General features: G+C 66.6%; 8 protein-coding genes. 6 read left to right on the top strand and 2 right to left on the bottom strand.

All coding sequences use genetic code 11. The annotated features are described in order from the left end of the window. The first annotated feature begins 133 nt into the window (after nt 1-133). The 3 genes from AB0L63_RS07515 (at nt 134) to AB0L63_RS07505 (ending at nt 3,439) form a co-directional block, all read left to right on the top strand. Nucleotides 134-529 carry a metalloregulator ArsR/SmtB family transcription factor gene (locus tag AB0L63_RS07515; protein ID WP_364496094.1) on the top strand — a complete coding sequence of 132 codons (396 nt, stop codon included), beginning with the start codon at nt 134-136 and terminating at the stop codon, nt 527-529. After that, a complete protein-coding gene (locus AB0L63_RS07510) occupies nt 526-1,659 on the top strand; it encodes a cation diffusion facilitator family transporter (protein ID WP_364496092.1) in 1,134 nt (377 codons plus the stop codon). Before AB0L63_RS07515 ends, AB0L63_RS07510 begins: the two co-directional genes overlap by 4 nt. Nucleotides 1,660-1,801: 142 nt before the next feature. Then, nucleotides 1,802-3,439 (top strand): long-chain fatty acid--CoA ligase, encoded by a 1,638-nt coding sequence (locus AB0L63_RS07505; protein ID WP_364496089.1) that lies wholly within the window; start codon nt 1,802-1,804, stop codon nt 3,437-3,439. A gap of 138 nt (nt 3,440-3,577) precedes the next feature. Here AB0L63_RS07505 and AB0L63_RS07500 read toward each other — a convergent pair whose 3' ends face one another. Next, nucleotides 3,578-3,970 carry an SCO5389 family protein gene (locus AB0L63_RS07500; protein ID WP_364496086.1) on the bottom strand — a complete coding sequence of 131 codons (393 nt, stop codon included), beginning with the start codon at nt 3,968-3,970 and terminating at the stop codon, nt 3,578-3,580. A gap of 59 nt (nt 3,971-4,029) precedes the next feature. Beyond that, entirely contained in the window at nt 4,030-5,094 is a 1,065-nt protein-coding gene (locus tag AB0L63_RS07495) for a nitronate monooxygenase (protein ID WP_364496084.1), read from the bottom strand. Between the two features lie 245 nt (nt 5,095-5,339). Between AB0L63_RS07495 and AB0L63_RS07490 the strand changes: the two genes are divergently transcribed. From AB0L63_RS07490 to AB0L63_RS07480, 3 genes are all read left to right on the top strand, one after another. Next, nucleotides 5,340-6,164 (top strand): M23 family metallopeptidase, encoded by an 825-nt coding sequence (locus AB0L63_RS07490; protein WP_364496081.1) that lies wholly within the window; start codon nt 5,340-5,342, stop codon nt 6,162-6,164. A 250-nt stretch (nt 6,165-6,414) separates the two neighbouring features. Next, on the top strand, nt 6,415-7,398 hold the full coding sequence (locus AB0L63_RS07485; protein ID WP_364496078.1) for a LuxR C-terminal-related transcriptional regulator: 984 nt from the start codon (nt 6,415-6,417) through the stop codon (nt 7,396-7,398). 242 nt (nt 7,399-7,640) lie between these two features. Next, on the top strand, nt 7,641-14,966 hold the full coding sequence (locus AB0L63_RS07480; protein WP_364496075.1) for an amino acid adenylation domain-containing protein: 7,326 nt from the start codon (nt 7,641-7,643) through the stop codon (nt 14,964-14,966). Nucleotides 14,967-14,986: the final 20 nt, after the last annotated feature.

Here is a 14,986-nt window from a genome sequence, read left to right as displayed (position 1 = left end):
GTTGCACCGGCTGAACCCGATGGGCAGTTCGAAGCGGAGCGGACCGGTCTGTCGGTGACGTGCGGGGGTATCGCCGTCGGGCCGGTCCGAAGAAGTCACTTCATTGACGGCAGCGTCGTTCTATTATCTGCGTATGAATGCAGATAGCTTGCCGCTGCGGCCGCCGATCGCGGAGGATCTGGTCGGGCTGGCCGTCGAGGTCTTCCGCATGTTGGCCGACTCGACCCGCGTACAGGTCCTGTGGGCACTGGTCGACCGGGAGCTCTCGGTCAACGATCTGGCCGATCACATCGGCAAACCGGGCCCCTCGGTATCGCAGCATCTGGCCAAGCTGCGGATGGCCCGCCTGGTCCGGACCCGCCGCGCCGGAACCACCATCTTCTACAGCCTGGAGAACGAACACATCCGCCAGCTGGTCGTGGACGCGGTGTACAACGCCGAACACGCGGGCCCCGGCGTGCCCGCGCATCACCGCGGCGAGGGTTCCGTGCGCGAACTGCCGGTTCGCGATCAGGCGGTGGCGGAATGAGTCACGAACGCAATCCCGAACGCTGGCAGGGCATTTCGGACGCACGCGGTGATGAAGTCCGAAATGACAGGAGTCGCGGACACAGTCATGACACCGCCGATGGCCGCACACACAGCCACGGCCCCGGGTGGGTGCATCGGCACGATCACGGACATGATCACGACCACCCCCACCACGACCATCCGGGTGGGCTGCGCGGTGCGCTGCGCGAGATCTTCGTGCCGCACAGTCACGATGCAGCCGACAGCGTCGACGATGCGTTGGAGTCGAGTGCCATCGGGATCCGGGCGGTGAAGATCAGCCTGGCGGTGCTCGGGCTGACCGCGGTACTCCAGGTATTGATCGTGGTCGCTTCCGGCTCGGTGGCGTTGGCGGCGGATACCATTCACAACTTCTCCGATGCGCTGACCGCGGTGCCACTGTGGATCGCATTCGCGCTCGGCCGGCGGGCGGCGACGCGGCGCTATACCTATGGGTTCGGGCGGGCCGAGGATCTGGCCGGGTTGTTCGTGGTCGGGATGATCACATTGTCGGCGATCATCGCCGGATACGAGGCGGTGCGCAGGCTGATCGAGCCGGTGCCGATCCAGCATCTGAGTTGGGTCGCGGCTGCGGGGCTCATCGGATTTCTCGGCAACGAGACCGTCGCGCTGTATCGGATCAGGGTCGGGCGGCGCATCGGCTCGGCGGCACTGGTCGCCGACGGATTGCATGCGCGGACGGACGGATTCACCTCATTGGCGGTGCTCATCGGTGCGGGCGGCGTCGCGCTCGGCTTCCCGCTCGCCGATCCCGTTGTCGGACTGTTGATTACGATCGCGATCCTGGCGGTACTGCGCTCGGCCGCGCGCGACGTGTTCCGCCGCTTGATGGATGGCGTCGAGCCCGCCTTGGTGAACACCGCCGAGCAGGCGCTGGTCGGCGAACCCGGTGTGCTCGGCGTGCGCAGCCTGCGCATGCGTTGGATCGGCCACCGCCTGCACGCGGATGTCGAATTGGATGTCGCCCCGACCACCACCCTGGCCGATGCGCACCGCTTGGCGCATGGCGCCGAGCACACCCTCACCCATGCTGTGCCGAAACTCGACAGCGCGCTCGTTCACGCCTATCCGGCCCACGTCGCGGGGTGACGTCAGGGTGATGACACCTGCCTCCCGATGGTATTCGCGATCGGCCCCAGCTGCGCGTCCTACTTTTGGGTAGCATCCGCGGGTGTGATGTGGCTCATGGCAGGCAGGCCGCCGTAGCCACCGAAGAAAAGGAGTAGTACCCATGTTGAGCACCATGCAGGACGAGCCGTTGTCGCTGGCGACGTTGCTGCGCTACGCATCGACGTTCATGGGCGATTCCACCGTCTCGACCTGGACCGGCACCGGCGTACGCACCATGACCTACCGCGAGCTCGGCGCCGAATCGGCACGCCTGGCACATGCGTTGCGCAGCTTGGGGATTGCTGAAGGCGATCGGGTCGCCACCTTCATGTGGAACAACAACGAGCATATGGTCGCCTACATCGCGGTACCCGCGATGGGTGCGGTGCTGCACGCGCTCAATATCCGGCTGTTCCCGGAACAGCTCGTCTTCGTGGCCAATCACGCCGAGGACCAGGTGGTGATCGTCGACGGCACGCTGGTGCCGATGTTCGCGCAGTACCTGCCCAATCTGAAGACCGTCCGCCACGTCATCGTGGCCAATGGCGATGCCGCTGCATTGCAGGCCCCCGAGGGCGTACAGGTGCACTCCTACTCCGAATTGCTCGCCGCGCAGCCGGATACCTTCGACTATCCGGTGATCGACGAACGATCCGCCGCCGCGATGTGTTACACCTCCGGCACCACCGGTGACCCCAAGGGCGTGGTGTATTCGCACCGCTCCAACTGGTTGCACGCCATGCAGGTGTGCCAGCCATCCAGCATGGGCTTCTCCAACCGCGACTATGGGCTCGCCATCGTCCCGCTGTTTCACGCCAATGCCTGGGGTCTGCCGTATGCGGCGCTGATGTCCGGTGCGAATGTCCTCATGCCCGACCGCTTCCTGCAGCCCGGTCCGCTGCTGGAGATGATGGCGGCCGAAAAGCCGACCTTCGCCGCCGCGGTCCCGACCATCTGGGGCGGTGTGCTCGCCGGGCTGGCCGCCAAGCCGCAGGACATCACGCATCTGCGCTCGGTGGTCGTCGGCGGTTCGGCGGTGCCGCCGTCGATGATGCGCGCCTTCGAGGAAAAGCACGGCGTTCGCATCGTGCACGCCTGGGGTATGACCGAGACCTCCCCGCTCGGCAGCGTCTCGCATCCGCCCGCCGGTGCGACCGGCGAGGACGAATGGGAGTACCGCTTCACCCAGGGCCGCTTCCCGGCGAGTGTGCAGGCGCGCCTGGTCGGCGATGACGGCAGCGTGATCCCCAATGACGGAGTGTCGCTGGGCGAGTTGGAAGTTCGCGGTCCCTGGATCACCGGGTCGTACTACTCGCCGGACGGTGCGATGATCGAGCCAGACAAGTTCGACAATGGCTGGTTGCGCACCGGCGATGTCGGCAAGATCAGCCCGAACGGCTATCTCACCCTGGTCGACCGCTCCAAGGATGTCATCAAATCCGGCGGCGAATGGATCTCCTCGGTCGATCTGGAGAATGCGGTCATGGGCCATCCGGCCGTCGCCGAGGCCGCGGTCATCGGTGTGCCGGATGAGAAGTGGGATGAGCGTCCCCTTGTTGCCATCGTGCTCTCCGACGGTGCCGAGACCGAACCGGAAGAACTGCGCGACTTCCTCGCCGAAAAGTTCGCCAAATGGCAACTGCCCGAACGGTGGGCCTTCATCGGGGAAGTCCCCAAGACCAGTGTCGGCAAATTCGACAAGAAGCGCCTGCGGGCCCAGTACGCCAACGGCGACCTCACGGTCACCACACTGTCCTAGAACGACAGCCCCGCGTCACCACTTCAGCATCGGTAGTGGTGACGTGGGTGCGTCCGGATTCGTTGGGCGGCCAGTTGGACCAATCGGCGATGGAATCGGCGCGGCCGATATCTCGACCGCGCCGATCGGCGAACCACCTCAGCAGTTGCGGAGTTCGGGGCTCTGGTTCAGTAGTTGGGCGCGGGTCCCGATGAAGGTGGTGTAGGTTTCGCCGCCGATCGCGGCGATGGGGAAGGCCGCGACGCGATGGCAGTTCTGGAAGGCGAGTTTCACTTTGAAATGGCGTTCCAGGCCGCCGCGGATAGCGTCGGAGGCCATGGCGCGCAGCAGTTGTCCACGGGCCACCTCGTCGGGCGGTGGAACGACATTGTCGGCGAATTCGGCTGTGCCGGAATGCAGCTCACCGGCGACCCGGCTGACGACCTCCCAGGCGTAGGGGAGGGAGACCCGCACGACCTCGACGAAGTCGGCGTCGTCGACCTCGCCGCGTTCGGCGCGTTCGAGTAGGGCGGTGGGAACATCGAGGGACATACGCTCTCCTGACGTGGATGGCTGTAACGATGCCCCTCGATTCTAATCGGAAACTGTTGTCAACAAGACTGGATTCGTCGCGAAAGTGCTGTGGTCAGAGCGGTTTTCGCTTCAGCTACCAAGGTGCGGACCAGTTGGCCGGCTGGTAGCTCGGGTGCCAGTGCGTGGGTCTGGCCAGCCCACATGTTCACCTCGTCCGGGTTGCCTGCCGCTCGGGCAGCGGCTCGCAACGGTGCTGTGGCGTAATGGATTTCCGGATAAGCGACCGGTGCCGTCGCGGAATGTTCGTCCATGAACCGATTGCGCAGGCCGCGCGCCCGGCGGCCGGTGAAGGCGCGGGTCAGCATGGTCGGGGTGTCGGCGCTCAGTGCGGCGCGATGTACCGCATTGGTGCCCGCTTCCGGCGAGCGCAGGAAGACGGTTCCGAGTTGCACGGCCGCCGCACCGGCCGCGAGTGCCGCAGCGATCCCGGCGCCGGTCGTGATGCCGCCGGTTGCCACGATCGGTCGGTCGACGGTCGCGCCGAGGATCTGCAGCAGTGCGAGCAAGCTCAGCGGATCGGTGGCGTCATCCTCGACGCGATCGATGAAGGTGGCGCGATGCCCGCCCGCCTCCGCGCCTTGGGCGATCAGTACATCGGCGCCCGCCTCGACCGCGATGCGGGCCTCGGCGGCCGAGGTGACCGTTACCCACGCCTCCGAACCGACCGCGTGCAATCGAGCGACCTCGGCGGCGCTCGGGCAGCCGAAGGTGAAGGTGACCACCGCGACCGGCGCATCGACCAGCAGCTCCAGCTTGGCGTCCCATTCGTCGGTGTCGTACTTCGGCGTGCCGACCTCGTGGGTGCGCCCCAACTCGGCCAGGTAATCGGCAAAACCCTCGGGCGCGGTGGCGGGACCCGGAGTGAACAGGTTGATGCCGAATGGCGCGGTGGTGAGTTCGCGGGTGGCCGCGAGTCGCGCCGCCGTATCGGTCGCGGTCAGATATCCGGCGGCGAGCAGGCCCAGCCCGCCCGCCGCGGAAACCGCCGCCGTCAATTCGGGCGTGGACGGCCCGCCCGCCATGGGCGCCAGCACGATCGGAGCGCTCAACTCGTTGAGGATCACGGTCTCAGTGTGGCGCATGGGTTGCCGCTAGTGATTGCTTGCCGGTCGCTCGAAAGTGTTCTGTGCGGTCGACCCGCGTTTCTGACCAGGCATTAAACGGGGACTTCGGTAGGAAAGGTTGCGGAATGATCACGACCGGGTAGAGTTCCCGTCACAACGGACACCGAAACGTAACAAACCTCGGAATCCGTTGAGCCAGTGTAGGTCGAGCGCAAGGACCAGCTTTGTCGCACCATCGGGTAAGCCCCAATTCCATAACCGTCATGAGCCTCATCGGTGACGGCATTGCGGGGCGGCCGACGCGGCATCGCGCCGAGCCGTCGACTACCGACCGGATGAAGGTCGCGGCCGGTGTCGCGGTTGCCGCTGGCGCCCTCATCGGCACCGCAGCCCAGGTCGCGCCTGCCATTGCCGCCCCGCTCCTGCCGGGTGCGCACGACGGGGACGAGGAAGCCGCCGCGCCCATGACCTTCAAGGGCACGGCGGAGCTACCTGTCGAAGAGGTCAAGGCGGCGACCCCGGTAGTCGAAGCCGCGCAGGCCGTCGCCACCCCGGTGGCCGCGCCGATCGCGGACCTGGTCGCCAATCCGTTCGGCATCAGCAATCTGCCGCCGGAGATCGCGGGCCCGCTGGCCCAGGTCGAACAGGTCCTCAAGGACGCGCAGCAGAAGCTCGCACCGGCACCCGCCGTGCGCCCGGTCGCCGGTGCGATCAGCTCCGGATTCGGTTCGCGCTGGGGCGAATTCCACTACGGCCTCGACTTCTCCGATCAGATCGGCGCGCCGATCCACTCGGTGAGCAGCGGCACCGTCATCGAGGCGGGCCCGGCCTCCGGCTTCGGTCTGTGGGTGCGGGTCAAGCAGGACGACGGCACCATAGCGGTCTACGGCCACGTCAACGAGATGTTCGCGCAGGCGGGACAGCGGGTGAACGCGGGCGATGTCATCGCTACCGTCGGCAACCGCGGCAATTCGACCGGACCGCATCTGCACCTGGAGATCTGGGATCAGGCGGGCAACAAGGTCGACCCGATGCCATATCTGGCGGCCAAGGGTGTGCCGCTGCAGTGGGGCCCGTCGGCGCACTGATTTTCTTGCGCGGCTTGATATTTCGACGGCCACAAAGGCCCCGTGGGGACCGCACGGTCGTTAGGCTCGTTTCCCGTGAGCGAGCGAATCATCGACACAGCCGAGCATCGCTCGGTCATGGCGGAGCCGAGCGCCGGCGAGGCGCAGTCGTGAGTGAGCCCAGCGAGCGAACCATCAACACGGCCGAGCGAACCATCGACACCGCGTGTCCCGTAGGTACAACAGAGCCGAGCGTCAGCGAGGCGCAATCGTGACTGCGCTGGGCGATATCTTCGAGCCTGGATCGCCGCATGGGCGCACCTACGCCGTGCTGGTGCATCATCCGCGGTCCAGCCTGGCCGAGGTCGCCGCTTATCTGGGCGTCTCGATGGAGATCGCCGCCGCATCGCTCGAGGTATTGACCGATCTGCAGGCCGCGGTCAGCCAGCTGTCCACCGATGGCGAGGCCATCTGGGACGCGCATGCCCCCGAATCGCTATCCGAGGCCGAGGCGCGGCGCAGGCAGCACGAGATCAACCAGATGCACGCCGCGGCAGCGCGATTGAGCGAGACGTTCCGATCGGTGCGCCGCTCACCGCGCAGCAATGGCGCGATCGTGCCGGTATTCGAACGCCTGGAGATACTCGCTGATTTCGAGGAGGTCCAGACCTCGGCCCGCAACAGTGTCAAGATGATCGAGCGCGGCCCCTATCTCAGCGATCCGGAACGTGAGCGACAGCTGTTCTTGCTCAAGCGCTCTCGGATCGGCGACGGCATCCGATACCAGACGCTCTATCAGGACACCATCTACCAGGATGCCGAAAGGTTGCGGTACGCGCTGTCCACCAATGCCAGTGGGGCCAAGGCGCGCACGCTGCCCCAGCCGCCGTTCAAGCTGATCATCAGCGATGACGAGCGGGCGAGCCTGGTCCTGCACGTGGACGAGCGCCGTCCGGATCCGATGGGTTTGCGCATCACCGGATCGCCCGGATTGCGGTTGCTGGTCAAGACCTTCGATGTGCTGTGGTCGCTGGCGGCGCCGATTTCGGTGAATCCGGCCGCCGACGAACTCGACGAGCGGGACAAGGCGATTCTGACCCTGATGGGCCTGGGTGCGACCGATGACACCATTGCGCGCCGCCTCGGCATGTCCCGTCGAACCGTGGTCCGGCGGACCGCGCGGCTACTGGAGCGGCTCGGCGCGAGCACCCGGTTCCAGGCGGGTGTACAGGCGACCAGGCGAGGTTGGCTGTAGCTCGAGTAAGTGCACGGCTCGAGTGGACAACATGGGACGAATGCTGAACGATCAGTGTCCCAGAAGTTTGAGGGCTTGCGTCACAACGGATTCGAAGGTAGCACCGCGCCTCCGCGATTCGCGGACAGTTAGCTCTCTCTGCAATACGATTTACCCGATTGCGTTGCGCAGGTGCGAATGCGGCGGCGGAATTCCGCGATTCGACCCTGCCATATGTTCGATGTGAAAGGCTAATGGTTCCAATGGATAGCGTGCGTCAGTCTGTTCGGACCAACCGTCGGCGCCGGACCGGCGCCCCACACTTCGGACAGCTACTCACCAGCGCCGTCGAATCCGCCGCCGATGCGGTGGCGGTTCGCTGGAACCCGACCGGCGCTCCGGCCGACCAGCGCGAGCTGACCTATCGCGAGTTCGACGAGGCGTCCTCGCGGCTGGCCAGAGAATTGATTGCGCGGGGTATCGGACCCGGCGACATTGTCGCTACCGCGCTGGCTCGCTCGCTCGAGTCGGTCCTCGCGGTGTGGGCGATCGCGAAGACGGGTGCCGCCTATGTCCCGATCGATCCGGCCTATCCCGCGCAGCGAATCGCGCACATGGTGTCGGACTCCGGCGCTGTGCTCGGCCTGACCACCGCGGTGCATCGGGCAACGCTGCGTGCATCGGTCGATTCGGGTACATCGGTTGATTCGGGTACATCGGTCGACTGGGTCGAGCTCGATGATCCCGCGGTGGCCGCGCGGATCGCCGCGCAACCGGAGCGACCGATATCGTATGCCGATCGGGTGCGGCGGCTGGACGAGCGGCATCCGGCCTATGTCATCTACACCTCCGGTTCCACCGGGCGGCCGAAGGGCGTCGTGGTGACGCACGCGGGATTGGCCGGGTTGGCCGCGGTCGGGCAGCGGTATGCGCTGACCGCTGACGCGCGAGTGACGCATCTGAGTTCGCCGAGCTTCGACTTCTCGCTGATGGAGCTGCTGTTCACGTTCTCGGTGGGCGCGACGCTGGTGATCTCGCCGCCGACGGTTTTCGGCGGTGCCGAGCTCGCGGATCTGTTACGCCGAGAACGGGTTACCCATCTGCTCATCACCCCGGGTGCGCTGGAATCGGTCGATCCGGCCGGGCTGGACGAACTGCGGGTCGTGGTGGCCGGTGGTGACAAGCTCGGTGCCGAACTTGTCGAGCGCTGGGCTCGGGACGGGCGGGCCGTATTCAATGCCTATGGCCCGACCGAGGTCACGGTCATGGTCACGACCGGCCACATGGCGCCCGGCGCACCGGTCACCCTCGGTGGCACCGTCGCCGGGGTCGGGGCGTTTGTGCTCGATTCGCGCTTGCGGCCGGTGCCCTCGGGTGTCGTCGGCGAGTTGTATCTGGCCGGACCCGCGCTGGCGCAGGGCTATCTCGGACGTCCCGGGCTGACTGCGGAAAGATTCGTCGCCAGCCCGTTCGGTGCGGAGGCCGGTGCGCCAGGTGCGCGGCTCTACCGGACCGGAGATCTGGTGCGGCGCAATGAAACCGGTGTGCTGGAATATCTGGGCCGGTCCGATTTCCAGGTCAAGATCCGCGGTCTGCGCATCGAACTCGGCGAGATCGATAATGCGCTCACCGCGCATCCGGATGTGGACTTCGCGGCCACGCTCGGTAAGACATTGCCCTCTGGCACAACCGCGCTCGTCTCGTATGTGCTGCCACGCGCCGATGCCGTCGTGGATACCGCCGAACTCGTGGCCTCGCTGGAGCGAAAGCTGCCCAAGTACATGGTGCCAACGGCCATTGTGGTGCTCGACGAACTGCCGTTGACGCCGGTGGGCAAGCTGGATCAGACCGCGCTGCCCGATCCGGTTTTCGAGGCGCGTGAGTTCCGTGCGCCGTCCACGCGGGCGGAGCAGGTCGTCGCCGAGGTATACGCGGCGCTATTGCTCTCCGACGGTGGGGATGTCGGTGCCGATGACGATTTCTTCGCACTGGGCGGCAACTCGCTGCTGGCCGCACAGGCCGCCGCGCGTATTGGTACCGCGCTGGATACGCGGGTGCCGGTGCAGCTGGTATTCGAGGCACCCGGTGTCGCCGAACTCGCGCAGCGGGTGGCGGCGCAGATCGGTGCCGCGGCCGGGCAGGCCCTGAGTGCGCAGCCGCGCCCGGATCGGATTCCGCTCTCGTACGCACAGCAGCGCATGTGGTTCCTGAACCGCTTCGATCCGACCAGCGGTGTCAACAACATCCCGCTGGCGGTGCGTTTGTCCGGCGTGCTCGATATGGAGGCGTTGCACGCGGCGGCGCGTGATCTGGTGGCGCGGCACGAGGTGCTGCGGACGGTGTATCCGGAAATAGATGGCGAGGGCAGCCAGGTCGTATTGCCGATCGATGACGTCCGTGCGGTGCCGGAGCTCGATATCGTGTCCGCGAGTGCGGCCGAGTTGCCTGAGCTGGTCATCGCCGCGGCGGTCGCCGGATTCGATGTCGCTGTCGCGCCGCCGATCCGGCTGCGCCTGGTACGGCTGGGCGCGGCCGAGCAGGTGCTGGTGTGCGTCGTGCACCACATCGCGGCCGACGGGTTCTCCATGGGGCCGCTGGCACGGGATTTGATGTCCGCCTATTCGATTCGGTCGGGTGGTGCGCGGCCGCAGTGGCAGCCGCTCGAGGTGCAGTATGCCGATTACGCGATCTGGCAGCGGACGGTGCTGGGCGCGGAAGACGACACGGAATCGCTACTGGCACAACAGATCTCATTCTGGCGCGCCGAATTGTCCGGATTGCCGGAGCAATTGGCCCTGCCCACCGATCGGCCGCGTCCTGCGGTGCTGTCCAGTCGCGGTGCCGTCTTCGCCTTCGAGGTCGATGCCGAGGTGCATACGGTGCTCGAACGGATTGCCCGCGAACATCATTCGACGCTGTTCATGGTGGTGCACGCCGCGCTCGCGGTGCTGCTGTCCAGGCTGGCCGGAACCACCGATATCGCCATCGGCACCCCTGTTGCCGGGCGTGGGGACGCCGCACTCGACAATGTGATCGGAATGTTCGTCAATACGCTGGTGCTGCGCGGCGAGGTCGACCCCGAACTATCGTTCGACGATTTGCTGCGTAACTTCCGACGGGCCGATGTTGCGGCCTTCGGACATGCGGATGTGCCGTTCGAGCGACTGGTCGAGCTGCTCGATCCGGTGCGTTCGATGGCCCGGCATCCGCTGTTCCAGGTGATGCTGACCTTCCAGAACATGGACCGGCCCGAGCTGGAGCTGCCCGGCCTCACTGTTTCCGGTATCGATCTGGGTGTGGTGCAGGCGAAGTTCGATCTCGAGCTGACCGTGGTACCGCGCGAGGATCATGGGGTGGCGAACGGTCTCGCGGCATCGTTCACCTATGCCACCGACCTTTTCGACGAGGCGACGGTGGCCGGTTTCGCGCAGCGTCTGCATCGGGTGCTCGCGGCGGTTGCCGAGGATCCGCACCGGGTGGTGGGGGAGCTCGAGTTGCTCGCGCCCGCGGAGCGGCAGCGGATGCTGCGGGACTGGAACGACACCGGGCATCCGGTCGTCGCGGAGCTGCTGCTCGACGACTATCGCCGTGCGGTGGCGGCGCATCCGGATGCGGTCGCGGTGGCCTACGAGGGAACCGAACTCACGTATCGCGAATTCGACGAGCGAGTCAACCGGCTCGCTCGGCTGTTGATCCAGCGCGGCGTCGGTGCGGAAGCCCTGGTGGGACTGGCGGTTCGGCGTTCGATCGACCTGGTCGTCGGCATGTATGCGATTGTGACGGCCGGCGGTGCGTATGTGCCGTTGGATCCGGATCATCCAGCGGAGCGGATCGCGCATATCCTCGATACCGCCGCACCGGTCTGCGTGCTGACCACGACCGCCGATGCGGTTGCGGTTTCGGACGCTACGCCGGTGGTGTTCCTGGATACCGTTGAGCTGACGGTATTCTCGGGGGATCCGGTGCCGCCGACGGAATTGCTACGGCCGGTTTCGCTGGACAATCCCGCCTACGTCATCTTCACCTCGGGCTCCACCGGTCGCCCGAAAGGTGTGGCGGTCACCCATGCGGCCATCAATAACCAGATCGAGTGGATGCTTGCGCACTACCCGCTCGGTCCCGATGATGTGTATCTGCAGAAGACCGCCACCACATTCGATGTATCCCTGTGGGGATACTTCATGCCGCTGCGCGCAGGTGCGAAGCTGGTAGTCGCCACGTCGGAAGGTCACCGCGATCCGGCCTATCTAGCGGAAACGATTGCCGCGCAACGGGTCACCGTCACCGACTTCGTGCCGTCCATGCTGACGGTATTCGCCACTCATCTGACGCCCGGGTCCTGCCCGACACTGCGCGATGTCTTCGTCATCGGTGAGGCGCTGCCACCGGAGACGGTGACCGCGCTGCGTGCGGTATCGGATGCGGCCGTGTACAACCTGTACGGACCGACCGAGGCGGCGGTGTCGATTACCGCATGGCGTGCGGAGGCGATCGAGCAGACCACCGTGCCGATCGGTCTGCCGCAGTGGAATTCGCGAGTCTACGTACTGGATTCGCGACTGCGGCCGGTGCCCGCCGGGGTGGTCGGTGAGCTGTATTTGGCCGGGGCGCAGTTGGCGCGCGGGTATGTCGCCCGGCCGGATCTGACGGCGGATCGGTTCGTCGCCGACCCGTTCACCGCCGGTGCGCGGATGTATCGCACCGGAGATCTCGTCGTCTGGCGCGCGGACCCGCACCGGTTGGAGTACGTGGGCCGCAGCGACTTCCAGGTGAAGTTCCGCGGCCAGCGCATCGAACTCGGCGAAATCGAAACGGCACTACTCGCCCAGCCCACCGTCAGCCAAGCGGCGGCGCTGGTCGCGCCGTCGGCGACCGGTGACCAGCTGGTCGGATATGTGGTGCCGCGGCCGGGACAACAGATCGACCCGCAGCAATTGCGGACTGCGGTGGCCGAAGTGCTTCCGGCGTATATGATTCCGGCCGCCATTGTGGTGCTGGACGCCTTCCCGCTGAATACCAGCGGCAAGCTGGATCGCAAGGCATTGCCCGAGCCCACCTTCGCGGCACGCGAGTTCCGCGCCCCCATCACTCCGACGCAGGAGATCGTCGCCGCCGTCTTCGCCGAGGTGCTGGGTATCGAGCGGGTCGGCCTCGATGACGACTACTTCGCACTCGGCGGCAATTCGCTGCAGGCCACCCGGGTCGTCGCACGGATCAACGATGCGCTCTTTACGAATGTCGCGGTGCGCGATCTGTTCGAGACCTCGACCGTCGCCGCACTCGCGGCCGGAATCATCCCGGGGGCGGGCCGGACGGCCGCCGCGCGCCTACCGCTGACGCGAACCGAGCGCCCGGAGTTGGTGCCGCTTTCCCTTGCCCAGCAACGGATGTGGGTGCTCAACCGCATCGATCCGCAATCCCCGGCATACAACCTGCCGTTCGCGATTCGGTTGACCGGCGCGCTCGATGTCGCGGCGCTGCGCAGGGCCGTCGAGGATGTGCTGGTGCGGCACGAGGCGCTGCGCACCCGGTTCCCGACGGCGGGTACCGGTGGGCAGGCGTATCAGGAGATTCTGCCCACCGCCGAGGTGCTGCCCGATGGACTCGAGGTCGAGACCACCACGGATGTGCTGGGTCGGGTCGTCGAGCTGGTGTCGGCCGGATTCGAGGTGACCGAACAGGTTCCGGTGCGGGCCCGGCTATTGAGCGATGCCACCGGCGACGGGTATGTGCTCGTTGTTGTGGTGCACCACATTTCGGCCGACGGCGCCTCGCTCGCGCCATTGGCCCGAGATCTGGTGACCGCCTATCTTGCCCGCGTCGCCGGTGTGGCCCCAGGCTGGTCGCCGCTTCCGGTGCAGTACGCGGATTTCGCACTCTGGCAGCGCGCGGTGATCGGCACCGATGACGATGAGAACTCGGTGGCCGCAGGGCAATTGGCGTACTGGCGCGAGCAGCTGGCCGGACTGTCGAGCGCACCGGTGCTGCCGCTGGATCGGCAACGCCCGGTAGCGCCGACGGGCCGTGGGGCATCGGTCGGCTGGACCGTGCCCGCCGAGGTGCACGAGGGCCTGGTGCGGATCGCGCGTGAGCATCGATCCTCGCTGTTCATGGTGGTACACGCGGCGCTCGCCGTGCTGCTGGCCCGGCTGTCGGGTGGTTCGGATATCGCCATCGGCACGCCGATCGCCGGACGTGGTCAGCGGGCGTTGGACGAGCTGGTCGGCATGTTCGTCAATACGCTGACGCTGCGTACGTCGGTCGAGCGTGGCATGGCATTCGGCGAGTTGGTCGAGCAGACGCGGGCGACGGATCTGGCGGCATTCGCCCATGCGGATCTGCCGTTCGAGCGGGTGGTCGAGGTGATCTCCCCGGGGCGGCCGCTGTTCCAGGTCATGCTCGCCTTCGAGAATCTCGAACGGCCGAGTCTGGAACTGCCGGGACTGACGGTCGCGGCCTTGGACGCGGGCGATGTCGTCGCCAAGTTCGATCTGCAGGTGGTCGTCGAACCGCGGCTGCGGGCGGACGGGACGCCGGACGAGCTTGTCACCGTATTCACCTACGCCACAGATCTTTTCGACGAATCGACGGTGCGTGGGCTCGGGCGCATGCTGGAGTGCATTCTGACCGCGGTGATCGCCGATCCGGGCGTGCGCATCGGCGGTATCGATATTGTCGACGAGCGGGATCTGGTCCCCACCGTGACCGATGCCAGCGCGGCGGCCACGGACGGCACCGAGCTGACCCACCTGCTGACCGCGGCGGTGGAGGACGATCCGGACGCGCCCGCACTGGTGTGGGGCGCGGCGGAAGTGCCCTACCGCGAACTCGATGCCAGATCGTCGCGGCTGGCCAGGGTGCTGATCGGGCGCGGTTGCGGGTCGGGGACCGGTGTGGCGATCCGGCTGGACCGCGGTGTCGACTGGGTGGTGGCCGCGTGGGCGGTGCTCGAGGCGGGTGCGGCGCTGGTACTGCTGCCCGCGGACGAGGTTGCGATCCCGGATGAGCCAACGGTGCGGATCGGGTTGACCACCGGTGCGAGCCCTATCGGTGACGGCGTCGAATGGCTGCGGCTCGATGATCCGGCGATCAGCGCCGAAATCGCCGCGCAGTCACCGCGACCGGTCAACCACGCGAATCGGATCGCGGTGCTCAGCGGGGCCGATCCGGCTCTCGTCATTGCCGCGACCGGGGTGCGGATGAGCTACGACGAGCTGGCCACCGCGGCCGATCGCCTGCGAGTTCGCACCGGTCTGACCTTCGAATCGCGCACCTTCCAGCACGGCCGGTCCGATTCGGTGGCGACGCTGCTCGAGGTGGTGAGCGCCGGTGCGACCGGGGCCAGTCTGATCGTGGTGCCCAAAAACGTGGTGCCGAGTGCGGACGACCTGGGTGCCTCGCTCGCCGAGGAGTGGGTGACGCATCTGATCGCCGATCGGGCCGCGCTGGCCGCCATCGATACGGCCCGGCTGACGGAGCTGCGGGCCGTGGTGCTCGAGCAGGGCATACCCGCCGAGGTCGTGGTGCCCGAATCGGCCGAGATCGTGCTGTTGGATGAGTTACTGCCGGTGGGTGTCGAGCTGAGGTAGCTGACGCGCACGGGGTGGGT

Origin of the sequence: Nocardia sp. NPDC051990, from assembly GCF_040680755.1 — a bacterium.
Lineage (GTDB): Bacteria > Actinomycetota > Actinomycetes > Mycobacteriales > Mycobacteriaceae > Nocardia.
The sequence above is the reverse complement of the archived record's forward strand: the minus strand, read 5'-3'. Positions and strand labels throughout refer to the sequence as shown.